The organism is Mycobacterium sp. E802, from assembly GCF_001666875.1.
Classification (GTDB): domain Bacteria; phylum Actinomycetota; class Actinomycetes; order Mycobacteriales; family Mycobacteriaceae; genus Mycobacterium.
In genome coordinates, this window is the sequence record NZ_LZJD01000177.1 from 1 (window position 1) to 25,772 (window position 25,772).

General features: G+C 67.0%; 25 protein-coding genes. 18 read left to right on the forward strand and 7 right to left on the reverse strand.

Translation table 11 applies throughout. The features are described from left to right. Together A5699_RS25435 and A5699_RS25440 are read right to left on the reverse strand one after the other, a co-directional pair. On the reverse strand, positions 1 to 275 hold a 275-nt coding region (locus tag A5699_RS25435), incomplete at its 3' end, for a transposase family protein (protein ID WP_197508392.1). 100 nt (positions 276 to 375) lie between these two features. Then, complete coding sequence (locus A5699_RS25440; RefSeq protein ID WP_067775740.1) at positions 376 to 900, reverse strand: TnsA-like heteromeric transposase endonuclease subunit; 525 nt, start codon at positions 898 to 900, stop codon at positions 376 to 378. A 209-nt stretch (positions 901 to 1,109) separates the two neighbouring features. On the opposite strand from A5699_RS25440, the gene A5699_RS25445 reads away from it, so the two are divergent. The 13 genes from A5699_RS25445 to A5699_RS25505 all read left to right on the forward strand — a co-directional run bounded on the left by A5699_RS25445 (position 1,110) and on the right by A5699_RS25505 (position 15,057). After that, a complete protein-coding gene (locus A5699_RS25445) occupies positions 1,110 to 3,026 on the forward strand; it encodes an NAD(P)/FAD-dependent oxidoreductase (protein WP_067775743.1) in 1,917 nt (638 codons plus the stop codon). After that, positions 3,026 to 4,051, forward strand: a complete 1,026-nt coding sequence (locus A5699_RS25450) for an alcohol dehydrogenase catalytic domain-containing protein (protein WP_067775746.1) — start codon at positions 3,026 to 3,028, stop codon at positions 4,049 to 4,051. Before A5699_RS25445 ends, A5699_RS25450 begins: the two co-directional genes overlap by 1 nt. A gap of 148 nt (positions 4,052 to 4,199) precedes the next feature. Then, positions 4,200 to 6,170 carry an MFS transporter gene (locus tag A5699_RS25455; protein ID WP_067775748.1) on the forward strand — a complete coding sequence of 657 codons (1,971 nt, stop codon included), beginning with the start codon at positions 4,200 to 4,202 and terminating at the stop codon, positions 6,168 to 6,170. A gap of 58 nt (positions 6,171 to 6,228) precedes the next feature. Continuing rightward, the gene (locus tag A5699_RS25460; protein WP_067775751.1) at positions 6,229 to 6,666 is read left to right on the forward strand and encodes an organic hydroperoxide resistance protein; all 438 of its coding nucleotides are present in this window, start codon (positions 6,229 to 6,231) and stop codon (positions 6,664 to 6,666) included. 110 nt (positions 6,667 to 6,776) lie between these two features. Beyond that, positions 6,777 to 7,727 (forward strand): ABC transporter substrate-binding protein, encoded by a 951-nt coding sequence (locus A5699_RS25465; protein ID WP_067775754.1) that lies wholly within the window; start codon positions 6,777 to 6,779, stop codon positions 7,725 to 7,727. Positions 7,728 to 7,739: 12 nt separating this feature from the next. Beyond that, positions 7,740 to 8,441, forward strand: coding sequence for a queuosine precursor transporter (locus A5699_RS25470; RefSeq protein WP_067775757.1), 702 nt, complete (start codon positions 7,740 to 7,742; stop codon positions 8,439 to 8,441). A 74-nt stretch (positions 8,442 to 8,515) separates the two neighbouring features. Continuing rightward, on the forward strand, positions 8,516 to 9,190 hold the full coding sequence (locus tag A5699_RS25475; RefSeq protein WP_231965828.1) for an allophanate hydrolase subunit 1: 675 nt from the start codon (positions 8,516 to 8,518) through the stop codon (positions 9,188 to 9,190). 17 nt (positions 9,191 to 9,207) lie between these two features. After that, positions 9,208 to 10,089 (forward strand): 5-oxoprolinase/urea amidolyase family protein, encoded by an 882-nt coding sequence (locus A5699_RS25480; protein ID WP_067775760.1) that lies wholly within the window; start codon positions 9,208 to 9,210, stop codon positions 10,087 to 10,089. Positions 10,090 to 10,128: 39 nt separating this feature from the next. After that, on the forward strand, positions 10,129 to 10,719 hold the full coding sequence (aac(2')-Ib, locus tag A5699_RS25485) for an aminoglycoside N-acetyltransferase AAC(2')-Ib (RefSeq protein ID WP_067775763.1): 591 nt from the start codon (positions 10,129 to 10,131) through the stop codon (positions 10,717 to 10,719). A 110-nt stretch (positions 10,720 to 10,829) separates the two neighbouring features. After that, positions 10,830 to 12,245, forward strand: a complete 1,416-nt coding sequence (locus A5699_RS25490; protein WP_067775766.1) for a NarK/NasA family nitrate transporter — start codon at positions 10,830 to 10,832, stop codon at positions 12,243 to 12,245. Between the two features lie 34 nt (positions 12,246 to 12,279). Next, on the forward strand, positions 12,280 to 13,431 hold the full coding sequence (locus tag A5699_RS25495; RefSeq protein ID WP_067775768.1) for a uroporphyrinogen-III synthase: 1,152 nt from the start codon (positions 12,280 to 12,282) through the stop codon (positions 13,429 to 13,431). Next, complete coding sequence (locus A5699_RS25500) at positions 13,428 to 14,123, forward strand: sirohydrochlorin chelatase (RefSeq protein WP_067775771.1); 696 nt, start codon at positions 13,428 to 13,430, stop codon at positions 14,121 to 14,123. The genes A5699_RS25495 and A5699_RS25500 overlap by 4 nt, the downstream gene beginning before the upstream one ends. Before the next feature lie 673 nt (positions 14,124 to 14,796). Next, positions 14,797 to 15,057, forward strand: a complete 261-nt coding sequence (locus A5699_RS25505) for a Fur family transcriptional regulator (protein WP_067775774.1) — start codon at positions 14,797 to 14,799, stop codon at positions 15,055 to 15,057. Here the strand turns inward: A5699_RS25505 and nirD are convergent. The 3 genes from nirD to A5699_RS25520 form a co-directional block, all read right to left on the reverse strand. Then, complete coding sequence (gene nirD / locus A5699_RS25510; protein WP_067775777.1) at positions 15,042 to 15,413, reverse strand: nitrite reductase small subunit NirD; 372 nt, start codon at positions 15,411 to 15,413, stop codon at positions 15,042 to 15,044. The two genes, A5699_RS25505 and nirD, sit on opposite strands and share 16 nt — an antisense overlap. Further along, entirely contained in the window at positions 15,410 to 17,995 is a 2,586-nt protein-coding gene (nirB, locus tag A5699_RS25515; RefSeq protein ID WP_067775780.1) for a nitrite reductase large subunit NirB, read from the reverse strand. The genes nirD and nirB overlap by 4 nt, the downstream gene beginning before the upstream one ends. Before the next feature lie 124 nt (positions 17,996 to 18,119). Further along, positions 18,120 to 19,532: a PLP-dependent aminotransferase family protein gene (locus A5699_RS25520; protein ID WP_082957879.1), complete on the reverse strand. Its 1,413-nt coding sequence runs from the start codon at positions 19,530 to 19,532 to the stop codon at positions 18,120 to 18,122. On the opposite strand from A5699_RS25520, the gene A5699_RS25525 reads away from it, so the two are divergent. Continuing rightward, positions 19,531 to 20,439 carry a DMT family transporter gene (locus tag A5699_RS25525; protein WP_067775783.1) on the forward strand — a complete coding sequence of 303 codons (909 nt, stop codon included), beginning with the start codon at positions 19,531 to 19,533 and terminating at the stop codon, positions 20,437 to 20,439. The genes A5699_RS25520 and A5699_RS25525 overlap by 2 nt on opposite strands. A gap of 107 nt (positions 20,440 to 20,546) precedes the next feature. After that, positions 20,547 to 21,026 carry an Hsp20/alpha crystallin family protein gene (locus A5699_RS25530; RefSeq protein ID WP_067775786.1) on the forward strand — a complete coding sequence of 160 codons (480 nt, stop codon included), beginning with the start codon at positions 20,547 to 20,549 and terminating at the stop codon, positions 21,024 to 21,026. 54 nt (positions 21,027 to 21,080) lie between these two features. Here the strand turns inward: A5699_RS25530 and A5699_RS25535 are convergent, their stop codons facing one another. Both A5699_RS25535 and A5699_RS25540 read right to left on the reverse strand, forming a co-directional pair. Continuing rightward, positions 21,081 to 21,545, reverse strand: coding sequence for a hypothetical protein (locus A5699_RS25535; protein WP_082957880.1), 465 nt, complete (start codon positions 21,543 to 21,545; stop codon positions 21,081 to 21,083). A gap of 129 nt (positions 21,546 to 21,674) precedes the next feature. Further along, complete coding sequence (locus tag A5699_RS25540; protein ID WP_067775921.1) at positions 21,675 to 22,433, reverse strand: isocitrate lyase/phosphoenolpyruvate mutase family protein; 759 nt, start codon at positions 22,431 to 22,433, stop codon at positions 21,675 to 21,677. Between the two features lie 198 nt (positions 22,434 to 22,631). On the opposite strand from A5699_RS25540, the gene A5699_RS25545 reads away from it, so the two are divergent. The 3 genes from A5699_RS25545 (at position 22,632) to A5699_RS25555 (ending at position 25,772) form a co-directional block, all read left to right on the forward strand. Beyond that, positions 22,632 to 22,928: a hypothetical protein gene (locus A5699_RS25545; RefSeq protein ID WP_067775791.1), complete on the forward strand. Its 297-nt coding sequence runs from the start codon at positions 22,632 to 22,634 to the stop codon at positions 22,926 to 22,928. Positions 22,929 to 22,978: 50 nt separating this feature from the next. Then, positions 22,979 to 23,800 carry a hypothetical protein gene (locus tag A5699_RS25550; RefSeq protein WP_067775794.1) on the forward strand — a complete coding sequence of 274 codons (822 nt, stop codon included), beginning with the start codon at positions 22,979 to 22,981 and terminating at the stop codon, positions 23,798 to 23,800. 64 nt (positions 23,801 to 23,864) lie between these two features. Then, positions 23,865 to 25,772, forward strand: coding sequence for a fumarate reductase/succinate dehydrogenase flavoprotein subunit (locus A5699_RS25555; protein WP_067775924.1), 1,908 nt, complete (start codon positions 23,865 to 23,867; stop codon positions 25,770 to 25,772).

Genomic DNA, 25,772 nt, shown 5'->3' on the forward strand with positions numbered 1-25,772 from the left:
CAATTCACCCGCGGCGCATCGGCCTCCAAAACAACCTGGACCGTGCCCCAGTCCAGAGCGCGCCAGCAACGGCGGCCCTCGCCCCGGTCATACCAGGGTGCCTTACGCGCGCAGCGCCCACAGCGTCGCGAGACACCGCTGCGCGGCCGTACCGCCACCACCACCCGCGTGATGTCGACAGCGTCAACCGCCTCGGACTCCTCGAACTCGACGCCCTCAATCACGGTGCGCTGGTCGACACCCAGCAGCGCACGAAATAACCTCACATTGCGCACGTCGTTGCTCCTCGGCTGGTTCCTGACCTTCGACAAGCCAGAAACCTAGAGCCGCAACGACGTGCGCCCACCTCAAATCAACAAACCACCCACGGAAACGTCACAAGAGCCCCAAAAATCTGACATTGCCGTGCAAGATAGGCGGCTGCTCAGACACCACCTCGTAACGCCAAGACAGCGACTCCGCGACTCGTTGAGTCCAGTCGCACAACAACTGAATCTTGGGGACCCCAAGCCGTTCGCCGCGTACCACATCGACGAGCACCGGCCCTGTGTCCGTTTTCAGCAGGTAGTCCGGGACGTGCGATCGACTACGCCCGTTCACAATGGCCGTTAACAGGAACGGCTGGGCCTTAATCTGCTGCACGGCGCGATCGAAGTCGGCCATTCGCGCCGCACTGAGCTCCAAGCGCGACTCGTAGATCACGTGATCGTTGTCCGTGACCGACCAGTACTTGCCCGAATAGTGCCTTTGCCCCTTGTACCAACGGAACGTCCGCCACGGCACCGCCTCAAACAGCGAAGCTACAGACACTCGTCGGGCGACCTGAGACACCGCTTGCCCGGCCGCGGGCCGGAACTCTACGACCGCGGAACCAACATCAACCTCAACATTGGCTGGCATCTCACAACCTGGCGCACACAGCACGGTGGTTCATTGCGCTGCTCCAGCATCCCACCGATGCAAGCCAGAAGCCAGGGGTTTTTGCAGTCCGACCGCCGCTTACGACATCGTGTGGCTTCCTGAATTGCAAAACGACGTCGACTTTTGCACCCGACACCGCAACTGACACCTCTTGCCCCATAACGCTACCCCGCGTAGCGTAACGACGCGTGACCCGGAGCTTCCACGTCGGCCAACCGTTCACCACGTCCGATGCCGAGATCGCGGCGGCATTGGAGCAGGTCAGCATCCCCACGCTGTTGCTCTCGCTCGTGCACATCACCGGTGATCCGCGCTTCATCCGCGAGTTCAAACAGGCCGGGCTGTTCCTCAACGAGGTCCAGGGCTTCATGAGCGAGGAGGACAAGGCCCGGGTCCGTGAAGTGGCGTTGCCGGTGATCGCCGACTACCGCGATCGTGGCTGTCCGGTCCCGGATCCCCTACCCACGGAACTGGTCCGCGAGATGCTGGACTGGGCGGCCTGTGAGCCGGTCGACGACGACAACGTGCCGCTGATGCTCGAAGAACTCGACCTCGAGGGCGTCGACCCGCGCCGGCCCAACATGCTCGACGACGCAGAAAATTTTCACGTCATCGTGATCGGCTGCGGAGAATCCGGCGTGTTGGCCGGGGTCCGGCTCAAGCAGGCCGGCATCGACTTCACGATCGTGGAAAAAAATGCCGGCCCGGGTGGGACCTGGTGGGAGAACAGCTATCCCGGCGCCCGTGTCGATGTGGCCAACCACTTCTATTGCTACAGCTTCGAACCCAGCAACCACTGGGACCACTTCTTCGCCGAGCAGCCCGAGCTACGTCAGTACTTCCAAGATGTGGTGGACCGCCACGAACTGGAACCGAACATTCGCTGGAACACCGAAGTCGTTTCGGCCACCTGGAACACCGACCACTGGGATGTCACGGTGCAATCGGCGACCGGAACCGAGACGCTGCACGCCAACGCCGTCATCACCGCCGTCGGCCAGCTCAACCGTCCGCAGATCCCGGACTTTCCCGGCGCGGAAACCTTTGCCGGACCGGCCTTTCACTCGGCGTCCTGGGACCACGAGGTTGACGTCACCGGCAAGCGGGTGGCCCTGATCGGGGCGGGCGCCAGCGGCTTCCAGATCGCCCCGGCCATCGCCGGCAAGGTCGCGCACCTTACGGTTTTTCAGCGCACCGCGCAGTGGATGTTTCCCAACCCGATGTATCACGAGCCCGTTGCCGACGGGGTGCGCTGGGCAATGGAACACCTTCCCTACTACGGCCGCTGGTACCGCTTCCTGCTGTTGTGGCCCGGAGCCGACAAGGGATTGGACGCAGCTCGGGTCGACCCCGCCTACGAGGACCAGAACAACGCGGTCAGCGAGATCAACGCCATCGCCCGCATCATGTTCACGGACTGGATCACCACCCAGGTCGGTGACGATGCCGAGCTGCTGGCCAAGGTGCTGCCCGATTACCCGGCCACCGGAAAGCGCACGTTGCAGGACAACGGCAGCTGGCTCGCCACCCTCAAACGCGACAACGTCGATCTGGTCCGCACCCCGATCGAACGCATCATCCCCACCGGCGTCGTCACCGCCGATGGACAGAGCTATGACGTCGATATCATCGTGTACGCCACGGGTTTTCGTGCCACCGAGGTGCTGTTTCCGATGACGATCACCGGGCGCGACGGGGTCGACCTGCATGACGTGTGGGGGCAGCGTCCGTACGCCTACCGCGGGATCACCGTGCCGGGCTTCCCGAACTTCTTCATGACCTACGGGCCCGGGACCCACCTGGCGCACGGCGGCAGCCTGATCCTCAACTCGGAACTGCAGATGCGCTACATCAACCAGTGCCTGGAACATCTCATCACCACGCGCGCCAAGTCCATGGAACCGCTACCCGAGCCGACGAAGGAATGGCACCAGCGCTCCCAAGAGCAGATCCGCCAAACCGTGTGGGCACACCCGTCGATCACACACTCCTATTTCAAGAACGCCGACGGTGAGATCCACACCGTCAGCCCGTGGCGGCTGAGCGAATACCGCTCTGCCATCAACGAACCCATCTGGTCCGACTTCACCGTAGAGGAGGCCTGATGCGCGCCGTGGTTGTCGATCACGCCGGCACGATCCACGTCGAGACCCGACCGGACCCGGTGCTGCCCGGCCCGGACGGCGTCATCGTCAAAGTGGAATCGACCGCCATCTGCGGTTCGGACCTGCACTTCCTCGAAGGCCACTACCCCATCGTCGAGCCGGTGTCACTGGGACACGAAGCCGTCGGCACCATCGTCGAAACCGGCTCGCAGGTAACCGGATTCACCACCGGTGACCGGGTTCTGGTGTCCTCGGTCGCCGGTTGCGGAAAATGCACGGGGTGTGCCACCCATGACCCGATCCGCTGCGTGCACGGGCCGCAGATCTTCGGCTCCGGTGCGCTCGGCGGCGCCCAGGCCGAACTGCTCGCCGTGCCCGCCGCTGACTTCCAACTCTTGGCCGTCCCCGACGGCATCACCACCGAGCAAGCCCTGCTGCTGACCGACAACCTGGCCACCGGTTGGGCGGCCGCCAGACGCGCCGACATCCCCGTCGGCGGTTCGGTGGCAATCGTCGGGCTGGGCGCGGTCGGCATGTGTGCGCTGCGGAGCGCGCTGACACTCGGGGCCGCACAGGTTTTCGCGGTAGACCCGGTGGAGACCAGGCGGGCCCGTGCGGAGAAGTGGGGTGCCGTGGGGATCGCCCCGCCCGCGGTGCAGGCGATCCGTGCGGCCACCGGAGGCGCCGGTGTCGATGCGGTGATCGACGCGGTCGGCTCCGACGCCTCCCTCAACGACTCGATCGAGGCGGTGCGTGCCGGCGGTACGGTCTCGATCGTCGGCGTGCACGATCTGCAGCCTTACCCGCTGCCGGCGCTGGCCTGTCTGATCCGCAGCCTGACCGTCCGGCTCACCACCGCGCCGGTGCAGCAGACCTGGCCGGAACTCGTCCCCCTGCTGCAGGCCGGCCGGATGGACGTCGCCGGCATCTTCACCGACACCCTGCCGCTCGACGACGCGGCCGAGGGCTACGCGGCCGCCATGTCCCGGTCCGGAGACCACCTCAAGATCCGACTCACGACGTAGCCCGCGTCACACTTTCGTTGATTTGGGAATGAATTCCGCATTGTGGGCACTTTCACGGGCACGTGTGCCCACCGAACCCGTTAACTGACTGCCCTCAGACCGCCTTCCCGGGTGACGCGTATCCGACGGACAGCGACGGGCGGCGCTGATGCGTCAAGGACCACTCGCCGGCCGCTACCCCGCCGCGGCCGCCATGGTCAGCCTGGCGCTGATCCCCTATCTGGCGCTCTCGGCCGCGGTGGAGCCGCTGGTGCCGGTCATCTCCTCCGAACTGCACATGACGGCCCAGGCGATGAGCCTGGGCTTCGGCTTGGGCAACGCGGCCTATGCGGTGGGCACGGTGCTGGCCGTCCAGTTCGCCCAGCACCTGCCTCAGCGCCGGATGCTGTTGGCGTATGCGGTCGTGCTGGTCCTCGGGTCGGTGTTGGCCGCATCGGCGCAGAACGGGGTCATGTTCGTCAGCGGTCACGTGCTGCAGGGGCTATCCACCAGCATGCTGCTGATCGCGGCGGCACCGTCGCTGACCATCGGCTTCCCGCGCGACAAGCTGCGCTACACCGCCGTGATCATGAACATGTGCGTGTTCGGAGCCGTCGCTCTGGGTCCGTTCATCGGTGGCCTGCAGGCCGAGGCGCAGGCGTGGCGGCCGTTGTTCTGGATCATCGCCGGCATCGCGGTGACGGCCCTGATCATGGCGGCCCTGACCTTCGAGGACGCCCCGCCGGCCGATCTCGACGCCCCGCGTGACCTCAAGGCCATCGGCCTGGCCTCGGTCGGCTGCGCTGCCGCCTTCATCGGTGCCGCACAACTCACCAGTCACGACATCACCGACCCGGCGGCCTGGGCACCGATGCTCGGCGGCCTGGCGCTGATCGTGATGCTGATGGTCTACCAGTTCCGGGCCCGCCGACCGCTGCTGACCATCCGCACCATGCTCACCAGTTCCATCCCGGTCGCCGGCGTGGGCGTCGCGCTGTTTGCGGCTGCCGCGTCGGTCGCGGCCACCGCGCTGACGGCCCAGGTCTTCATGCAGACCGACAGCCCGGTGCAGGTCGGGCTGCTGTATCTGCCCGAGCTCGCCGGCGCCGTCGTGATGGCCTTCGTGTTCGGATTCGTCATCACCCGCCGCGCGATGCACTACCTGCCACTGGTCGGCATGGGACTGCTGGCCGCCGGAATCCTGGTGTTCCTGCTCGCCCTGCCCGGCAACCGGCCGCTGGCTCTGCTCGGGGCGGCGCTGACCGGACTCGCGCTCGGAGCCACCGTGGCCCCGGCCCTGTTCGTCGCCGGGTTCTCACTACAGTCCAACAGCCTGCAGCGGGTCTTCGCGATCATCGAGTTGCTGCGTGCGGTGGCCGCCTTCATGGTGGCGCCGATCTTCGCGTATTTCGCCGCCAACGCTGCCGGTGGACTCACCGCGGGCGCCGTCGACGCACTGTGGATCGGATTCGGGTTGGCGGTCGGCGGCGCTGTTTTCGGCGTGGTCGTCTACGCGCTCAGCGGGGCGCGGCCGCAGCAACCTGACCTCGACACGTTCCTCGACGGCGAATCCCCGGCCTGGTATTCACCGCCACTGCTGGCCCGGCTCCGGCCCAATCTGCCTGCACCGGCCGTCCCCGAGCACGCACGCCCCTTAGTGACGCCGCCGCCCCGCGAAACCTCGGCGGGAGGTCCGGTGCTGCTTGCCTATGACGGTTCGGCCCGCGCCGGGTGCGCGATCGAGCAGGCCGCCGCCGAACTACCGGCCGGACGCGACGCACTCGTGGTCTGCGTGTGGCAGCCCGTCGACGTCGGGTTCACCCCAAGTGAGCCAACGCATTTCGACGCCGATCAGGCCACCGAGGTCCGTCGCGCCGCCGAGCAGACAGCCGCCCACGGCGCCTCGATCGCCGCTCGGGCCGGATTCTCGGCGCGCAGCGTGGCCGTCGAGGCCGCCCCCATCTGGAAGGGCATCGTCGCGACCGCCCGTGACCACAACGCGAGCCTCATCGTGGTCGGACCGCACCGGCGCAGCGGCTTGTTGGGCCATTTCGAAGGCAGTGTGGCCGGCGCCGTCGTCGCGCATGCCACCACACCGGTGCTGGTGGTCCCTGAGACGGCGGCCACGGTCTGTCCGTGAATTGAATCGGCACCTTCGGGCGTTCTCTCTAACGCATCCGCTTGGACGCGACACCCAGATGAGGGAGACCGCAGTGACCACCACCCAGACCGACAACGTCATATACACCGCTCAAACCCACACCACCGGTGGCCGACAGGGTGAGGCCTACAGCTCCGATGGCAACCTCGACATTCAGCTGACCCCGCCGGGCGGCAACGGCTCCGGCACCAATCCCGAGCAGTTGTTCGCGGCCGGCTGGTCGGCATGCTTCCTGAGCGCCATGGGCCTGACGGCAGGAAAGCACAACGTGAAGCTGCCCGCCGAGACTGCCGTGGACGCCGAGGTAGATCTGCTCAATGCCGACGGCGCGTTCTCACTGCGGGCGCGGCTGAACGTCACCATCCCCGGAATCGATCGCGAGACAGCCCAGGCGATCGCCGATGACGCACACCAGGTCTGCCCGTACTCGAAGGCGACCCGCGGCAACATCGACGTCACGATCAGCGTCGCCTGATATCCGGCCAACGGTATCCGAGTTCGATTCTCGCGGAGCACAATCGACACTCGGGTCGGCCACGGTCTTGTTCGGCGGTTTCACCACGGGGTAGCGGTTACCCTGGCTAAGTGCCGACAACTTGGTCACGGCGAGGATTTCTCACGGTCACCGCCACGATGGCGCTCGTCGCCGCCTGCAGCACGCAAAAGCCGGGCGAAGTCGCCAAAGACGGTTCGACGACCGTCCGTCACCTCTTCGGCGAGACCACCATCCCCGGCCCGCCGCAACGGGTGGTCAGTGCCGGGTTCACCGAACAGGACGACCTGCTGGCCCTCGGCGTCGTCCCGATCGCCACCACCGAGTGGTTCGGCGGCGAACCGTTCGCCGTGTGGCCCTGGGCGCAACCGAGACTCGGCGGCGCCCAACCCGCCGTGCTCGATCTGACCGACGGCATCCAGGTCGACAAGATCGCCAACCTCAAACCGGACCTCATCGTGGCCACCAACGCCGGCCTGGATGCCGACACCTACGCCAAGCTGTCCGAGATCGCGCCGACGATCGCGCAGTCCGGGCCGGACGCCTTCTTCGAACCGTGGCGTGATCAGGCCACCCTCATCGGGCAGGCGGTGTTCCAGAACGACGCGATGAGCGGGCTGATCGCCGGTGTGGACGACAAGTTCAAGGCCGTCGCTACCAACAACCCGCAGTTCACCGGAAAGAAAGCCCTGTTGTTGGGCGGCACGCTGTTCCGCGACAGCGTGCAGTCCCGAACCGGGTGGCGCACCGAATTTCTCACCCAGATGGGCTTTACCGTCCCCGAGACGCCCGACCTGATTGCGCGTGACGACATCGCCGCGGTGCTCGACGCCGCCGATGTGTTGATCTGGACCACCGAGAGCGACCAGGAGCGCGACGCCCTGTTAGCCGATCCGGTGATCGCCGGGCTCAAGGCAAGCACCCGCAATCGGCATGTCTTCACCCCCAAAGAACTGGCCGGGGCCATCGCGTTCGCCTCGCCGCTGTCCTACCCGTTGGTGGCCGACCAGCTACCGACCCTGCTGAACCAGACACTGGCCTGACAAAATGGCCCGGTGACCGACACCGGAGAACACGAGCACCGCGGCACCGCCATCGTCGGCTCGGCCTACTATCCGGTGCTCGTCGCCGTGTTCACGGCGCTGGTGATCATCTCCAACGTCACCGCCACCAAGGGCGTGGCCTTCGGCCCGATCATCGGCAACTGGTCGATCATCACCGACGGCGGCTTCATCGTCTTCCCGCTGACCTACGTGATCGGCGACGTGCTGTCCGAGGTGTACGGGTTCAAGGCCGCCCGCCGCGCCATCTTCCTCGGGTTCTCGATGAACGCGCTGGCCGCCTTGGCCTTCTGGGTGACCATCTATCTGCCTGCGGCGGACTTCTACACCAACCAGGAGCACTTCGAGAACGTCGTGCACGCCTACACCCAACTGATCGTGGCGGGGCTGGCCGGGTTCATCGTCGGGCAGACCATCAACGCCTGGGTGGTGGTCGCCATCAAAGAGCGGACCAAGGAGAAACACCTGTGGGCCCGCCTGGTCGGTTCCACATTCGCCGGGCAGCTCGGCGACACCCTGGTGTTCTGTGCCATCGCGGCCAGCGCGATCGGCATCAACACCTTCGGGGACTTCGTCACCTACGCCGCACTGGGCTGGATCTACAAGACCGCAATCGAGGTGATCATGCTGCCGATCACCTACCGCGTCATCGCCGTCATCAAGCGCCGAGAGCCGACATATCAGGCCGCCGTGTGAGGCTTCGGTAAGGCACCTCTGGCAAGGTTCACAGAGCCGGAGCATTCTTAGCTACCCGCGGGTAGCTTCAGGTCATGAGTGTGACATCAGAGGTGATGGACGCGGCGGGACCCAGCCTGGACCCAGGCACCGCCCGCGATTATGGCGATCAGGCTCTGCTGCTCGAGTTCAACAGCACTGCCGATGTTCTGGCCTGGACCGCGACGCTGTCGGCGGCCCAACTTCTCGGTGTGGTCGATATCGTGCCCGCCTCGCGCACGATCTTGATCAAACTGGCCGATCCGCGCTACCAGGCGCCCACCCGCCAACGGCTGAGCAAGCTGCGGCTGCAACCGGGCGCGGCTCCCGTCCGCCCGGCCGGCGGACGGGCGGACGTCACCATCGACGTGGTGTACGACGGTGACGACCTGCACGAGGTGGCGGCGATGACCGGGCTGACCCCGGCACAGGTCATCGCCGCCCACACCGGCAGTCCGTGGCAGGTCGGATTCATGGGCTTCGCACCGGGATTCGGCTACCTCGTCGGCGGTGACGAACGACTGCAGGTGCCGCGTCGCGCCGAGCCGCGCACCAGCGTGCCCGCCGGCGCGGTGGCGCTGGCCGGTGAGTTCAGCGGTATCTACCCGCGCCAGTCCCCCGGCGGCTGGCAATTGATCGGACGCACCGATGCGGTGCTGTTCGACGTTCATCGCGACCAACCCGCGCTGCTCACCCCGGGCACGTGGGTGCAGTTCCGGGCCATCGGCTAGCCGTCGAGGAGGACACCATGACCACATTGGAAGTGCTGCGGACCGGCCCACTGGCCCTCGTCGAAGACCTCGGCCGCCCCGGCCAGGCCCACCTCGGCGTCACCCGCTCGGGCGCCGCCGACCGCCGGGCGCACACCCTGGCCAACCGCCTGGTGGCCAATCCGGGTGAGCACGCCACCATCGAGGTGATGTTCGGCGGGTTCTCGGCCCGCGTGCGCGGCGGGGACGTGACGGTCGCCGTCACCGGCGCCGACACCGATCCGGCCGTCAACGGAATACCGTTCGGCACCAACAGCATTCACCACGTGCGTGAGGGCGAGGTGATCTCGCTCGGCGCCCCGCACTCCGGGCTGCGCAGCTACCTCGCGGTGCGCGGTGGCATCGCCGTCGAACCCGTTCTCGGCTCACGCAGCTATGACGTGATGTCGGCGATCGGACCGGCGCCGCTACGACCGGGCGACGTGCTGCCGGTCGGCGAGCACACCGCCGAACTTCCCGAGACCGATCAGGCCCCGGTCGCCGCCATCTCCGACGACGTGATCGAGCTGAACGTGGTGCCCGGCCCACGCGACGACTGGTTCGTCGACCCCGACGTCCTGATCCGCACCAACTGGCAGGTGACCACCCGCAGCGACCGGGTCGGGATGCGGCTGGTCGGTATGCCGCTGGACTACCGGTGGCCCGACCGTCAGCTCCCCAGCGAGGGCGCCACCCGCGGTGCAATCCAGATCCCGCCCAACGGTTTTCCGGTGATCCTCGGACCCGACCACCCCGTCACCGGCGGTTACCCGGTGATCGGCGTGGTGACCGACGACGACATCGACAAACTGGGTCAGATCCGTCCGGGGCAGACCGTGCGGTTGCACTGGTCGCACCCGCGCCGGCCGTTCGAGGGTTAGGTAGAGACACCGCCGCGTGGCGCTGGTAGAACTTGGGGTGTGCCCCTCCAGGATGTCAGTGCACCGCGCATCAGCGGCGGGATCCTGCACACCGCGCGGCTGGTCCACACCTCGGATCTCGATCACGAGACGCGCGAGGGCGCGCGCCGCATGGTCATCGAGGCCTTCGACGGCATGTTCACCGATGACGACTGGGAGCACGCCCTCGGCGGCATGCATGCCTTCATCTGTCACCACGGCGCTCTGATCGCGCATGCTGCCGTGGTGCAGCGGCGCCTGATCTACCGCGACACCGCGTTGCGCTGTGGGTACGTGGAAGCTGTGGCGGTGCGCGAGGATTGGCGCGGCCAGGGCCTGGCCACGGCCGTGATGGACGCCGTCGAGCAGGTCCTGCGCGGTGCCTATCAGATCGGCGCGCTGAGCTCGGGCGACTCGGCTCGGCACATGTATCTCTCCCGCGGCTGGCTACCCTGGCAGGGCCCGACCTCGGTGCTGCGGCCCACCGGCGTCACCCGCACCCCCGACGAAGACGATTCGGTGTTCGTGCTGCCGGTCGGTCTGCCCGCCGGCCTGGAGTTGGACACCTCCGCTGAGATCATCTGCGACTGGCGCGACGGCGACGTCTGGTAACCACCAGCGGGCACAGGCTCACATCGCCGTCCCGGCGTAGGTGAGCGGAATTTCACCACCGGGTCATTGCGGGCAGCGCCGGCGCAACAAACGCTTTCTAGCTTTGCGCCATGCCCACACTGCTGAAGTCGAATCGCATCACCAACTGGGATCCCGAGGACACCGAAGCCTGGGAGGCCGGTAACAAATTCATCGCTCGCCGCAATCTGATCTGGTCGGTGATCGCCGAACACGTCGGGTTCTCGATCTGGTCCATCTGGTCGGTGATGGTGCTGTTCATGCCCGAGGCCGTCTACGGCTTCACCGCCGGGGACAAGTTCCTGCTCGGCGCCACCGCCACCCTCGTCGGCGGCTGCCTACGCATCCCCTACACCCTGGCCACCGCCACCTTCGGCGGCCGCAACTGGACCGTCTTCTCCGCCTTCGTCCTGCTCATCCCCACTGTGGGAACGATGGTGCTGCTGGCCAATCCGGGCCTACCGCTGTGGCCCTATCTACTGTGCGCCGCGCTGGCCGGCTTCGGCGGCGGCAACTTCGCCTCCTCGATGACCAACATCAACGCCTTCTACCCCCAACGCCTCAAAGGCTGGGCACTCGGCCTCAACGCCGGCGGCGGCAACATCGGCGTCCCCGTCATCCAACTCGTCGGACTGCTCGTCATCGCCACCGCAGGCAACCGCTCCCCCTACTGGGTCTGCGCCATCTACCTCGTCGCACTGGCCATCGCCGGCATCGGCGCCGCCCTGTACATGGACAACCTCGAACAACACAAGATCGACCTGTCGGCGATGAAAGCGATTCTGACAGAACGGGATACCTGGGTCATCGCCCTGCTCTACATCGGCACCTTCGGCTCCTTCATCGGCTTCTCCTTCGCCTTCGGCCAGGTCCTGCAGATCAACTTCGCCGCCGGCGGTCAAAGCGCCGCACAAGCCTCGCTACACGCCGCCCAGATCGCCTTCATCGGTCCCCTGCTGGGCTCGGTGTCCCGCGTCTACGGCGGCAAGCTCGCCGACCGGATCGGCGGCGGCCGGGTCACCCTGACGACGTTCAGCGGCATGATCCTGGCCGCCGGGTCGCTCGTCGCGATCAGCGTGGTCGACGATCACTCCGCCGGCGCGGCCAACGGCCTGATGATGGTCGGCTACGTCATCGGATTCATCGCCCTGTTCCTGCTGAGCGGTCTGGGCAACGGCTCGGTGTACAAGATGATCCCGTCGATCTTCGAAGCCCGCAGCCACTCGCTCGATCTCAGCGAGGAGGACCGGCAGCGGTGGTCACTGTCGATGTCGGGCGCGCTGATCGGATTCGCCGGAGCCATCGGCGCACTCGGCGGTGTCGGCATCAACCTGGCCCTGCGCCAGTCCTACCTGTCCAGCGGGTCGGCGACCACGGCGTTCGTGATCTTCCTGACGTTCTACCTGCTGGCCTCGGCGGTCACCTGGCTGCGGTATGTGCGGCGGCCGATTGCGACGCAGGTCACCACGGTCCCCGCAGACCGACACGCCTCAGCAATGGCAGGTTAACACCTTGGAAACACCGCCTGCTTACACAGGACACATGAGTGATCCCGACTGGGCGCCGCTCACCGGTTTCCGGGTGGCGGTGACCTCCGCCCGCCGTGCCGACGAGCTCAGTGCGCTGTTGCGCCGGCGCGGCGCGACGGTGACCAGTGCCGCCGCGATCACCATGGTGCCCTTGCCCGACGACGACGAACTCCGCGCGCACACCGCGGCGCTGATCGAGGTGCCGCCCGACATCGTGGTGGCCACCACCGGCATCGGATTCCGCGGCTGGATGGCCGCCGCCGACGGCTGGGGGCTGGACGGCAACCTGGCCGACGCCCTGGCCACAGCGCGCATCGTGTCCCGCGGCCCCAAGGCCACCGGGGCGCTGCGGGCCGCAGGCCTGCCCGAGGAATGGTCACCGGAATCCGAATCCTCCCGAGAAGTCTTGCGCTACCTGATCGAGCAGGGGGTGGCGGGTCAACGCGTGGCCGTGCAGCTGCACGGGGCCACCGACGAGTGGGATCCGTTTCCCGAGTTTCTCGACGAGTTGCGGGCCGCCGGTGCCGAGGTGGTGCCGATCCGGGTCTACCGTTGGCACCCCGCACCCCGGGACGGCGAATTCGATCAGATGGTCACCGGGATTGCCGAGAAACGCTATGACGCAGTCAGTTTCACCTCGGCAATGGCAGTCGCCTCGGTGTTGATGCGGGCCACCGAGATGGGGCTGGCCGACCGGGTGGTGGCTGCGCTGCGCACCGATGTCCACGCGATGTGCGTCGGCCCCGTCACCGCTCGGCCCCTGGTCCGGCTCGGGATACCGTCCTCGGCACCGGAGCGGATGCGGTTGGGGGCCTTGGCCCGTCACATCACTGATGAACTGCCCCTGCTGCAGGCGCGGACGGTGCGCGTCGCCGGCCACACACTGGAGATCCGGGGCACCTGCGTGGTGGTGGACGGTGTGGTGAAATCGCTGTCCCCGGCCGCCATGGCGACCATCCGGGCCCTGGCCCACCGCCCGGGTGCGGTGGTCTCGCGGTTCGATCTGCTCAGCGCCCTGCCCGGCACCGGCACCGACACCCACGCCGTGGAGACCGCGGTGCTGCGGCTTCGAACCGCCTTGGGCGACAAGAACATCGTGTCCACCGTCGTCAAGCGGGGTTACCGACTGGCCGTGGACGAGCCCGAGATGGCCCGGGCGCGATGAGCCTCGTCCTGGTGGCGCACGGCACCCGCAAGCCGGGTGGCGTCGCGATGATCGGGGATCTGGCCGGGCAGGTGTCCGGCCTGCTGGGCCGGCCCGTGCACGTCTCGTTCGTCGACGTGGTGGGGCCGACCCCGAGCGAGGTGCTCGCCGAGCTGCCGACCGACGGCCCGGCCGTGGTGGTGCCGGCCTTCCTGGCCGCGGGCTATCACGTACGGGTCGACGTGCCCGCCCACGTGGCGGCCAGTGCACATCCGGCCGTCACCGTCACCGAACCACTGGGCCCGTGCCCGGGTACCGTGCGGGTTCTTGCCGACCGGCTCCGTGAGTCGGGTTGGCGTCCAGGTGATTCGGTGATCCTCGCGGCGGCAGGCACGTCAGACCGAAGTGCCCAGACAGATCTGCGGCGCACCGCCGCGCTGCTGTCAGCGGTGACCGGCGACCGCGTAGAACTGGCCTTCGCCGCCACCGGGGCGCCGAGCGTGGCCGAAGCTGTCGCCGCGCAGCGCCGCCGCGGCGATCGCCGCATAGCTGTGGCGTCCTACCTGCTGGCCGAGGGGCTTTTCCAGGACCGGCTGCGTGAATCCGGCGCTGACCTCGTCAGCGAACCACTCGGTACCCATCCGGGGCTGGTCCGGCTGATAGCGAACCGGTTCCGCCGTGCGGGCGTGCTGAGCCTGCCTGCCGCGGCGTGACCGGACCGACCGCGACACGAGCGGCGCGGCGAACACCGTCACCAACAGCACGGCACCGGCACCGGCGACCGAGAAGACCGCGGACCGTCGCACGTCGACCAACGCCGAACATTGCTCGACGTAATCGCTCGCCACGAATCCCGGACCAGCCAGCGTGTGTTGGTCCAGGTTGAGTCGATCCTGCTGGGCGGCGACGTCATAATTGGGGCTCGCACCGCTACCACACGGGATCGATTGACCGGTGCGATCCACGGCATCCAAACTCAGCGGCATGAACGCCGCGGCGAGTGCGCCCAGCATCGCTGCCGCCCCCACCAGATTCAACACCGAACGCGCGAACATCCCTTGTCAGCCCCTCTTGCGACGCTTCCCTGCCAGGGAGTGTAAACACACACAGCGAACTAATCTAGTTAGCCAAGATGATGCTGCCCACACTCTGACGAGTGGGTACCCATCGAGCAAAACTGGCAAACTTTCCCAGGAAAGTACCTCTGTCCAGCTGGTTCACCCAGTTAGCCTTCGCGGTCGGCGTTTGCCGACGGCAGACCGTGTCAGATGGGGGTCGAATACTCAGCTATCGTTATGCCGACCATCGGACTGTTGAGGGAAGTGCAGGTAAAAGTGCAGGTGGCAAGAACGCTGGACGCTGAGCGCCGAGACGGCGCACAGGGCCGTGCGACCCGCTGACCGGGTCCCGGCCGAACGTCTGCGTCAGCACCTGCTCACTGCCCTGGAACGCGCGTCACGGCCGATGACCACTGCCCAGCTACGGGACGACATCCATGAGCACCTTCGTGCACCGGTGGTGATCGAGGCGGTGTACCGCAACCTCACGGTGCTCGAACGCCGCGGCGACGTCCAACGCCACAAGCTCTCCGGACGCGACGCCCACTGGAGCCGGACCGTCGACGAGATCGATCAGGCCGCGATCTGAACAAACCCGCCCGGAGTGACCCGGGTGCGGTATACCGGGATCGCCACCGCGTCGTCGTCGAGGCAGCTGCCGTCGTCGAGTGCGAACGCCTGCTTCTTGATCGGTGACTGCACGGTGGCCCGTCCGCCACGATCGCCCACGATGCCGCGCGACAGCACCGCGGCACCGCTGAACGGATCGATGTTGCCCACTGCGTGCAACGATCCGTCGTCGAGGCGGAACAACGCCACCTGCGAGCCGTCGGGCAACAGGACCGCCACGCCGCGGCAGGGAATCAGGACGTCATATCGGCAGGCCGTGGTCCACGCCCACAGCATCGGCGCGTACCCGTCTTGGCGGTCGTCGAGCAATGTCATTTCGCCTCCTGAACAATCGACGGCATACCCAAGCTGGTGCTCCCCGCGTGCGCGGGGCTGGCCGGCACCTTCCGCCCGGCCCGCTCGGTGAAGGTGATGGTGGGATCGTCGACGTCGGGTGCGTTGACGAAGGACACGAAGCGCGAGAGCTTCTCCGGGTCGTCCAGCACGCCCTTCCACTCACAGGCGTAGCCCGAGACGTGACGCTCCATGGCCGCCTCGAATTCGGCGGCCAGGCCCAGCGAGTCGTGGCACACCACGTCGCGCAGGTGGTCGAGCCCGCCATCGAGAGCTTCCAGCCACGGGGCCGTGCGCTGCAACCGATCCGCGGTGCGGATGTAGAACATGAGGAATCGGTCGATGTAGCGGATCAAGGTCTCGTCGTCGAGGTCCCCGGCGAGCAACTGGGCGTGCCGCGGTGACATCCCGCCGTTGCCACAGACATAGAGGTTCCAGCCCTGTTCGGTGGCGATGATGCCGACGTCCTTGCTCTGTGCCTCTGCGCATTCGCGCGCACATCCCGAGACGGCCATCTTGATCTTGTGCGGTGCGCGCAGGCCCCGGTAGCGCTTTTCGATCTCGACGGCCATGTTCACCGAATCCTGTTGGCCGTAGCGGCACCACGTGCTACCGACACAACTCTTGACGGTGCGCAGCGATTTGCCGTAGGCGTGACCGGACTCCATGCCGCCCTCGACCAGGCGGGCCCAGATCTGCGGCAGTTGTTCCACCCTGGCGCCGAACATGTCGATCCGCTGACCGCCGGTGATCTTGGTGTAAAGATCGAAATCCCTGGCGATCTCGCCGATCAGGATCAACTGCTCGGGGGTGATCTCACCACCGGGTGACCGCGGCACCACCGAGTAGCTGCCGTTCTTCTGGATGTTGGCCAGAAAGTGGTCGTTGGAATCCTGCAGCGAGGCCTGTTCCCCGTCGAGGACGTGCTCGGAACTGGTGGAGGCCAGGATCGATGCCACGGTGGGTTTGCAGATGTCGCAACCCTTTCCGGTGCCGAACTTCTCGATCAGACCGGAGAAGGTACGGATCTCGGTGGCGCTGATGATCTCGAACAGCTCGGCCCGCGACTGGCTGAAGTGCTCACACAACGCCTTGGACTGCTCGACCCCCTCGGCCTCGAGCAGCTGCTTGATCAGCGGGACACAGGATCCGCAGGACGTACCGGCCAGGGTGCACTTCTTCAGGCTCGGTACATCGGTGCATCCCCCGCAGATGGCCTCCTTCAGAGCACCTTTGGTGACGTTGTTGCACGAACAGATCTGCGCGATATCGGGCAGTGCCCCGACCCCCAGGCCCGAGGCCTTGCCGTCCTGGGCGGGTGCGATCAACGACAGCGGATCACCGGGCAGTTCGCTGGCCACCATCGGCCGCAGCACGCCGTAGGCCGACGCATCGCCGACGAGGATGCCGCCGAGCAGCGTCTTGGCGTCATCGGAGAGGACGAGCTTGGCGTAGGTCTGCTTGACCGGATCGTTGACCACGACGTCGAGGCAGTTGGGCGTACGCCCTTGGGCGTCACCGAAACTGGCGACGTCGACCCCGAGCAGTTTGAGCTTGGTCGACATGTCCGCACCGGGAAACTCGGCTTCACCGCCGAGCAGCCGATCGGCCACCACCTCGGCGGTGGTGTAGCCGGGAGCCACCAGGCCGTAGCACCGACCCTCGATCGCCGCGACCTCACCGATGGCGTAGATGTCGGGATCACTTGTCACACAGGACAAATCCGTCATCACACCGCCACGTTGGGCGATGTCGAGACCCGCCTGACGGGCCAGTTCGTCGCGGGGACGCACGCCGGCCGCGAAGACCACCAGGCCGGCATCCAGCGTGCTGCCGTCATTGAGCGAGAGCCGCACCGAGTCATCGGTCTGGGATTTGCGCAGCGGCTTGTTCTTCTGCGTGGGGTGGATGCTCTCGGTGCCGACCCCGGTGTGCACCTCGATGCCCAGGCCGCGGATCATCCGGTTCAGCAGGGCGCCGCCGGCCGGGTCGAGCTGGGCCGCCATCAGATGCGGTGACATCTCCAGGACATGGGTGGTCAACCCGAAGGCGCGCAACGCGTTGGCGGCCTCCAAACCCAGCAGGCCGCCACCGATCACTACGCCGACCGGCGTCTTCGAATCGCGCGCGGCCAAGGCGCCGGCCCGGATCGCGTCGAGGTCGTCGAGCGTGCGGTAGACGTGGCAGTGCGGCAGGTCGTGGCCCGGCACCGGCGGCACGAACGCGTACGAGCCGGTGGCCAGGACCAACGCGTCGTAGTCGAAGGTCTCCCCGGTGACGGTGCGTACGGTCTTGGCCTCGCGGTCGATCTCGGCGACCGCGCATCCCAGACGCAGGTCCACCCGGTCGTCACCGGCGTAGTCGTTGCCGGGCAGGGCCAGTTGGGCCCGATCCCAGTGCTCGGTGTAGCCGGTCAGCCCGACCCGGTCATAGGCGGCGTCGGCTTCCTCGGACAGGACGGTGACCCGCCAGGTGCCTGCGGCGTCACGCGACCGCAGCGCCTCGACGAAGCGGTGGCCCACCATGCCGTGTCCGACGACCACGACGTTCTGTGTTGAGGACATACGGCGAGGTTAGGAACCTGACGTTGCCGAAATGTCGCGCCGTGTGAAGCGCCCGTCACGGTGTGCTCACGATGCCGGCGACGCACATGTGAGCTGAGCCCATGTGAGCTTGCGATGGCCCTTTCTAGCCCAGTTGCGCGTCCAGTGCCCGGCCGAGCACCCGGGCTCCCTCGCCGAAACGCTGCGGATCGGGACCGCTGTAGTTCAGCCGCAGGTACGGTCCCGACGGCTCGGCGGGAAACCATTCGTCACCCGGAGCCACCAGCACCGACTCGGCCTCGCAGGCCCGCGCCAAGTGTTGCAGGTTGACCGCATCGGGCAGCCGCAGCCACAGATGGAGCCCGCCGCGGGGCACCCGCTCCACCTGGGCGGACGGCGCATGCTCGGCCAGGGCGGCGACGAGCAGATCTCGGCGCGCTCGCAGTTGCTGCCGCAGGTCCTTCAGGTGGGTGCGCCAGGCCGGCTGCGAAACCACCTCGAGCGCGGCCGCTTGCAACACCGCACTTACGTACATCGACTCCGCGCCCCGGTCGGCCAGAAGGCGGTCGCGCGCCGGACCTCTGGCCACCAGTGCGCCCACCCGAATCGACGGCGACACACTCTTGGTCAGCGACCTCAGATAGATGACGTGGCCGGCCTCGTCGGAGGCCGCCACCGGCCGCGCGGTGCCCTCTATGGCGAAATCACGGGCCCAGTCGTCTTCGATCAGGAAGGCGCCGTGGCTGCGCACCACCTCGAGAACCTGCTCGGCGAGATCGGGACCCCATCGGGCGCCAGTCGGATTGGCGAAATTGGGTTGCGCATAGAACACCCGCGCCCCGGTCTCGGCGAAGGCGCGCGAAAGCTCCTCGGGTTCAGGGCCATTCGGTCCACTGGGCACCGGCACGAGCCGCACCCCGCACTGGGCCGCGGCCAAGATGGCTCCCCAATAGCTGGGCGACTCGATCAACATCGGCTGTCCGAACCCCACCAGGGCCCGGAAGATCGAACTCAGCCCGCTCTGACTGCCCGGTAGCACGATCACCTCGCGAGCGGTCGGCACACTCGCGTCGGCACCGAACGTCTCGGCCAGCTCCTGGGCGAACCACGCCTGCAGGCCGGGCCGCCCCGGCGACGGCGCCGGACTCAACGCCGCGTCGGTGCGGGCGACCCGCGCCAACGCTGTGCGCACCAGACGTCGTGGGAGCAGATCGGCGGCCGGATAGCCCGAGTGCAGGGCGATCACGTCGGGCGCCACACTGCGCAGCGGAGTGGACAACGCCGGAATCCGCGCCTGCGGCGACCTCAACGCCGCGGTCTGCCAGCCATAGTCGGGCAGCCGGGCGGTCCGCACCGAGCGCACGAAAGTGCCCACGCCGGTACGGCTTTCGACGAGTCCGAGGCCACGCAGGGTCCGCATGGCCTTGGCGACGGTGACCGGGCTGGCACCGTATTCGGCCACCAGGGCCCGGTTGGACGGCAGCCGGGCACCCGCCGGAGCGTTGGCGATCCACCGACGCAGACCGGAAACGATCCGCTCGGTGCTATCGTTATCCATGTTGAGACAGAGTAGCGCTACTCAGAATCACGCGACAGCGCTATCCCACTCGGGTTTGTGGTGGGGATTGCTGGGAGTGACGGCTTTCTCGTTCACCATCGTGTTCACCAAGGTCGCCACCGGCGGGCTGTCACCACTGTTCATCGGCGCCGGCCGCGCGGTCGTCGCCGCGGCGATCGCGGCCGCCGCCCTGGCGCTCACCCGCCAGTCGTTGCCGGCAAGGCGGCAATGGCTGCGGCTGGTTGTGGTGGCCGCCGGCGTGGTGGCCGGGTTTCCGCTGTTGACCTCGTACGCACTCACCGTGGTTCCGGCCAGCCACGGCGCCATCGTGGTCGCCCTGCTGCCTGCCGCCACCGCGGGGTGCGCGGTGTTGCGCGGCCACGAACGCCCACCGGTCGCCTTCTGGCAGATGGCCGCGGCCGGGGCACTGGCCGCCATCGCGTTCGCGATGGTGCACGGCTCGGGTTTCGGCCATCTGAGCTGGCCAGACCTGCTGCTGTTCGGCGCGGTGTTGGCGGCGGCCATCGGTTACGCCGAGGGCGGGCTGCTGGCACGGGAACTCGGCGCGTGGCAGACGGTGTCGTGGGCCCTGGTGGTCGCGGCGCCGGTGATGGTGGCATTGACGGCGCTGTCCGTGGTCCAACAACCGCCGCAGGCGACGCCGGTGCAGTGGGCGTCGTTCGGCTACCTGGCCGCGGTGAGCATGTATCTGGGGTTTTTCGCGTGGTACCGCGGGCTCGCGATCGGGCCGATGACCCAGGTGAGCCAGGTGCAGTTGATCCAACCGGTGCTCACCATCGCCTGGGCCGCGCTGTTGCTGCACGAGCGGTTGACGTGGTCGACCGTCCTGGGCGGCGCCGTGGTGATCGGATGCGCCGCCCTGGCCGTCCGCATCCGGCTGCGATGATTCGCCAACAGCGAACAGAGCGCGGGAACATGAGCGTGGCCGACTCAAGTTATGTGAGTAGCAGACCGGCGCGGTGCCGGTCCACGATCACAAGGAGACGGTCTCACATGAGCACTGCGACGAGGACTCCCGCCGTCTGGGCACGGCCCGGCTGGCAGAGCGACGGCTGGATTCGTGACTTCTTCGGACCCACCGTCATCACCGACACCCTGGCCCCGCGCATCCGCACCGACTGGGTCAAGGACTTCAGTCCGGCCGCCGAGGTCAGCAAGGACGGCGACGACGCTGTCGTGCGTCTTGAGCTGCCCGGGCTCAGCACCGACGCCGTGGCCAACGACGTCAACGTGGAGGTGGATCGCGGGCGGCTGGTGATCCACGGCGAACGCCGCGACGAGCGCGCGGAGAACGCCGGGGAGCGCACTGTCAGCGAGGTCCGCTACGGCTCGTTCCGCCGGACGTTCAAGTTGCCGAGCCACGTCACCGGCGATGCCGTCACGGCCTCTTACGACGCCGGAGTGCTGACGGTACGGGTCGCCGGCGTATACGCCGGCGCCGAGCCCCAGCGAATCGCCATCGAAAGCAAGTAGCACCGACATCGAAAGCCCGTGGAATCCCTTGGATTCCACGGGCTTTCCGGTGAATCAGATCTTTACCAGGAAATCCGAGCTGTAGACGTCGCTGCGGATGCGCCCCGGCGCCGGCGGCCCTTCGACGACCACCCACGCCTCGGTTGCACCGTCCATCGCCGGCCCGGAGACCGTGGTGGTCGCGGTGCCGCTGGCATCGGTGCGCAACAGACCGCCGGACACCCCGGGATCCCCGACACTGCAGGTGGCCACCGCCGAACGGGGCATCTGGATCAGCCGGACCCGGTAGTCGGTGCCCGGCCGAGCCGACTGAATGGTCACCTGCGCACTCACCTGCGAGCCATCCGAGCCGATGTGGGCGAATCCGTTGCCGCTGCCCGACCCCATCCCGTCGAGAAACAAGCCCTCGGCGAAATCACAGTTGCGGATGTGGTTCGACAGCGGCACCATCGTCGTCGCCGACGCCGGCGACGCTCCGATCCCACTCAGCACCACCACACCGATCCCAACCATGGCCATCGTGTGTCTTGCGCGCCACCTCATCGCCTGCATCCCGCCTGCTCGACGTAACCAGTGGGCCATTATTGGCACACGACGCGCGCCCAGGAGCAGCAGTTCGGCGAAATTCTCCGGCCAAGGCGGCGGATGTCAGCGCCAGCGCCTCAGTATCTCCTTGGCCCGCGCGCTCAGCGCCGCCTGCAGGAACGGTCCGAAGGTGATGCGGCCCACGCCGAGGGCGCTCAGCGCGGCGAGGTCGGCGGAATCGGGCGGAACCGTCACGCTGACCGGCAGCGGCACCGCAGACACGAAGCGCCCCAGTCCATCCGGGTCGGCCAAGCCGGCCGGGAACAGCGAATCGGCACCCGCCGCCGCGGACTCGGTCAGGCGGGCGATCGCCCGATCGACACGATCGCTCTCGTCGCCGTCCTTGCGCAGGAACAGGTCGGTACGCGCATTGATCACCACGTGCACGCCGGCGGCGTCGGCGGCCGCACGGAGCCGGCCCACCAACTCGGCGTGCTCGGCCGGGCTGCGCAACCGCTTGCCCTCCTTATGCACGGTGTCCTCGAGGTTGAACCCGACGGCCCCCACCTCGAGCAGACCCTCGATCAGCCGCTCCGGGGCTTCCCCGTAACCGGATTCGATGTCCACCGAGACCGGGACGTCGACCGCGGCGGTGATCTGACGCACCCGGGTCAGCAGATCGTCGAAGGACATCACCTCGCCGTCGGCCTTGCCGATCGAATCGGCCAGCGGGTGACTTCCCACGGTCAGCGCGGCGAACCCCTCGCCGACCGCCAGCCGGGCCGACCAGGCGTCCCAGACTGTGGGCAGCACAACGGGGTTGCCTGGCTGATGCAGCGCCAGCAGCGCCGCGGCCCGGTCTTGCAACGTGGTCTCACTCATCGGTTCCTCCAGGTGCTCGAACATGTCCTGACCGGCCGCGAAGCCGTCGGGCCCAACAGTACGGCCCCGGTTCGACCGTCACTTGGACGACGGGCAGCACGCCCTTTCGGACGTGATGTGCATCACGTCCGGATCGTGATGTGGCTAGCATTGGGTGTCGTACTGTGAGCCCTGACACCTTCAGCCCGAGGAGGTCACTTGTCCACCACCACCGAGTTCGCCGAACTTCACAATCTGATCGGCGATATGCGTCGCTGCGTCACCGCGCTGGCATCGAAATACGGGGATTCCCCGGCCATGCGCCGCGTGGTCAACGATGCCGAACGGATCCTCAATGACATCGAGCGGTTGGACATCGACGCCGAAGAGTTGGAGATGCGTCACGGCGTGACCCGCCAACAACCGGCCCGCGAGAAGATCGGCATCCCCGACACCCAATACGGAAGCGAGTTCTGGCAGGACGTCGCCGACGAGGGTCTCGGCGGATACCGCTGAGCTCACGGGGCGTTTGCCGCCCGCAACAACTGAACTGAAGAAAGGGAACCGTGAGCGCACCCACCGCTGACCGTCGCGCGACCGGGGTCTTCGCGCCCACCCGAGCACAGATCCCGCAACGCACCCTACGGACCGACCGGTGGTGGCAGGCACCACTATTGACCAACCTGGGGCTCGCGGCCTTCGTCATCTATGCGACGGTCCGGGCGTTCTGGGGCAGCGCGTACTGGGTGGCCGACTATCACTATCTGACGCCCTTCTATTCACCGTGCATCAGCACGGCGTGCGCGCCCGGCTCCAGCCATCTCGGGCAATGGGTCGGCGACCTGCCCTGGTTCATCCCGATGGCGTTCATCTCACTGCCGTTCCTGTTGGCCTTCCGGCTGACGTGTTACTACTACCGCAAGGCGTACTACCGGTCGGTGTGGCAGTCACCGACCGCCTGCGCAGTCGCCGAACCCCACGCGAAATACACCGGGGAGACCCGACTTCCGCTGATCCTGCAGAACGTCCACCGGTACTTCTTCTACGTCGCGGTACTGATCTCACTGCTCAACACCTACGACGCGATCGTCGCGTTCCACTCACCGTCCGGTTTCGGATTCGGCCTCGGCAACATCATTCTGGTCGGCAACGTCATCCTGCTGTGGATCTACACGGTGTCCTGCCACTCGTGCCGCCACGTCACCGGCGGCCGGCTCAAGCACTTCTCCAAACACCCTGTGCGCTATTGGATCTGGACACAGGTGAGCAAACTCAACACCCGCCATATGCAGTTTGCCTGGATCACGCTGGGCACCTTGGTTCTCACCGACTTCTACATCATGTTGGTGGCCAGCGGCACCATCTCCGATCTCAGGTTCATTGGCTGACTCGGCCAGCCGACTTTCTTTGGCCGACAAGTACGTACACGCAAGAAGGCGAGTGGGGATTTTCATGGGCGAGTTGGAACGGCACACTTACGACGTCGTCGTGATCGGTGCCGGCGGAGCCGGACTACGCGCGGTGATCGAGGCCCGCGAACGTGGCCTGCGGGTGGCCGTGGTGACGAAATCGTTGTTCGGCAAGGCGCACACCGTGATGGCCGAGGGTGGTTGCGCCGCGGCCATGCGCAACGTCAACACCAAGGACTCCTGGCAGGTGCACTTCGGTGACACCATGCGCGGCGGCAAGTTCCTCAACAACTGGCGGATGGCCGAACTGCACGCGCAGGAAGCACCGGACCGGGTGTGGGAACTGGAGAGCTATGGCGCGTTGTTCGACCGGACCAAGGACGGCCGGATCAGCCAGCGCAACTTCGGTGGACACACCTACCCGCGGCTGGCGCACGTCGGCGACCGCACCGGCCTGGAGATCATCCGCACCCTGCAGCAGAAGATCGTCTCGCTGCAGCAGGAGGACAAGGCCGAGCTCGGCGACTACGAGGCCCGGATCAAGGTCTTCCACGAGTGCTCGATCACCGAGCTGATCAAGGACGGTGACCGGATCGCGGGCGCCTTCGGGTACTACCGCGAGACCGGCAACTTCGTGCTGTTCGAGGCTCCCGCGATCGTGCTGGCCACCGGCGGTATCGGCAAGTCGTTCAAGGTGTCGTCGAACTCCTGGGAGTACACCGGTGACGGCCACGCCCTGGCACTGCGCGCCGGGTCCGGTCTGATCAACATGGAGTTCATCCAGTTCCACCCGACCGGCATGGTCTGGCCGCTGTCGGTGAAGGGCATCCTGGTCACCGAAGGTGTCCGCGGTGACGGTGGGGTGCTGAAGAACTCCGAGGGCAAGCGGTTCATGTTCGACTACATCCCCTCGGTGTTCAAGGGCCAGTACGCCGAGACCGAGGAAGAAGCCGACCAGTGGCTCAAGGACAACGACTCGGCACGCCGCACCCCTGACCTGCTCCCCCGCGACGAGGTGGCCCGCGCCATCAACTCCGAGGTCAAGGCGGGCCGCGGTTCGCCGCACGGCGGTGTCTACCTCGACATCGCCTCGCGCATGCCCACCGAGGAGATCAAGCGCCGTCTGCCCTCGATGTACCACCAGTTCATGGAACTGGCCGAAGTCGACATCACCAAGGACGAGATGGAAGTCGGCCCGACCTGTCACTACGTGATGGGTGGTATCGAGGTGGATCCGGACACCGGAGGCGCCGCCACCCTCGGGCTGTTCGCAGCAGGCGAGTGCTCGGGCGGCATGCACGGCTCGAATCGCCTTGGTGGCAACTCACTTTCGGATCTGCTGGTGTTCGGCCGGCGCGCCGGACTCGGTGCAGCCGACTATGTGCAGGCGCTGCCGGAGCGGCCCAAGGTGTCGGAGGCCGCGCTCATCGAGGCCACCGAACTCGCGCTGGCGCCGTTCGAAACTCACACGAACCCGGAGAATCCGTACACGCTGCACGCCGAACTGCAGCAGTGCATGAACGACCTGGTCGGCATCATCCGCAAGGCCGAAGAGATCGAGGAAGCGCTGACCAAGCTCGCCGAGCTGCGCACCCGCGTGCACAACGTCAGCGTCGAGGGCGGCCGCGTCTTCAACCCAGGCTGGCACCTGGCCATCGACATGCGCAACATGCTGCTGGTCAGCGAGTGCGTCGCCAAGGCCGCGCTGGCCCGCACCGAAAGCCGTGGCGGACACACCCGCGATGACCATCCGGAGATGGACGCGAACTGGCGCAACACTCTGCTGGTGTGCCGCGCGTCCGGCGACGACCAGGTGGTGCCGGACGTGACCGTGACGCCCGAGTCGCAGCTGCCCATGCGGGCGGACCTGCTGGCGACGTTCGAACTGTCCGAACTCGAAAAGTATTACACCGAGCAAGAACTGGCCGAACACCCCGATAGGAAGGGCTGA

Bases quoted from the DNA above. Each gene is read 5' to 3' on its own strand.
- A5699_RS25440 (WP_067775740.1), bottom strand. From the start codon at position 900: ATGCCAGCCAATGTTGAGGTTGATGTTGGTTCCGCGGTCGTAGAGTTC.
- A5699_RS25450 (WP_067775746.1), top strand. From the start codon at position 3,026: ATGCGCGCCGTGGTTGTCGATCACGCCGGCACGATCCACGTCGAGACC.
- A5699_RS25455 (WP_067775748.1), top strand. From the start codon at position 4,200: ATGCGTCAAGGACCACTCGCCGGCCGCTACCCCGCCGCGGCCGCCATG.
- A5699_RS25460 (WP_067775751.1), top strand. From the start codon at position 6,229: ATGAGGGAGACCGCAGTGACCACCACCCAGACCGACAACGTCATATAC.
- A5699_RS25475 (WP_231965828.1), top strand. From the start codon at position 8,516: ATGAGTGTGACATCAGAGGTGATGGACGCGGCGGGACCCAGCCTGGAC.
- A5699_RS25480 (WP_067775760.1), top strand. From the start codon at position 9,208: ATGACCACATTGGAAGTGCTGCGGACCGGCCCACTGGCCCTCGTCGAA.
- A5699_RS25490 (WP_067775766.1), top strand. From the start codon at position 10,830: ATGCCCACACTGCTGAAGTCGAATCGCATCACCAACTGGGATCCCGAG.
- A5699_RS25495 (WP_067775768.1), top strand. From the start codon at position 12,280: ATGAGTGATCCCGACTGGGCGCCGCTCACCGGTTTCCGGGTGGCGGTG.
- A5699_RS25500 (WP_067775771.1), top strand. From the start codon at position 13,428: ATGAGCCTCGTCCTGGTGGCGCACGGCACCCGCAAGCCGGGTGGCGTC.
- nirD (WP_067775777.1), bottom strand. From the start codon at position 15,413: ATGACATTGCTCGACGACCGCCAAGACGGGTACGCGCCGATGCTGTGG.
- nirB (WP_067775780.1), bottom strand. From the start codon at position 17,995: ATGTCCTCAACACAGAACGTCGTGGTCGTCGGACACGGCATGGTGGGC.
- A5699_RS25525 (WP_067775783.1), top strand. From the start codon at position 19,531: ATGTTGAGACAGAGTAGCGCTACTCAGAATCACGCGACAGCGCTATCC.
- A5699_RS25520 (WP_082957879.1), bottom strand. From the start codon at position 19,532: ATGGATAACGATAGCACCGAGCGGATCGTTTCCGGTCTGCGTCGGTGG.
- A5699_RS25530 (WP_067775786.1), top strand. From the start codon at position 20,547: ATGAGCACTGCGACGAGGACTCCCGCCGTCTGGGCACGGCCCGGCTGG.
- A5699_RS25535 (WP_082957880.1), bottom strand. From the start codon at position 21,545: ATGGCCATGGTTGGGATCGGTGTGGTGGTGCTGAGTGGGATCGGAGCG.
- A5699_RS25540 (WP_067775921.1), bottom strand. From the start codon at position 22,433: ATGAGTGAGACCACGTTGCAAGACCGGGCCGCGGCGCTGCTGGCGCTG.
- A5699_RS25555 (WP_067775924.1), top strand. From the start codon at position 23,865: ATGGGCGAGTTGGAACGGCACACTTACGACGTCGTCGTGATCGGTGCC.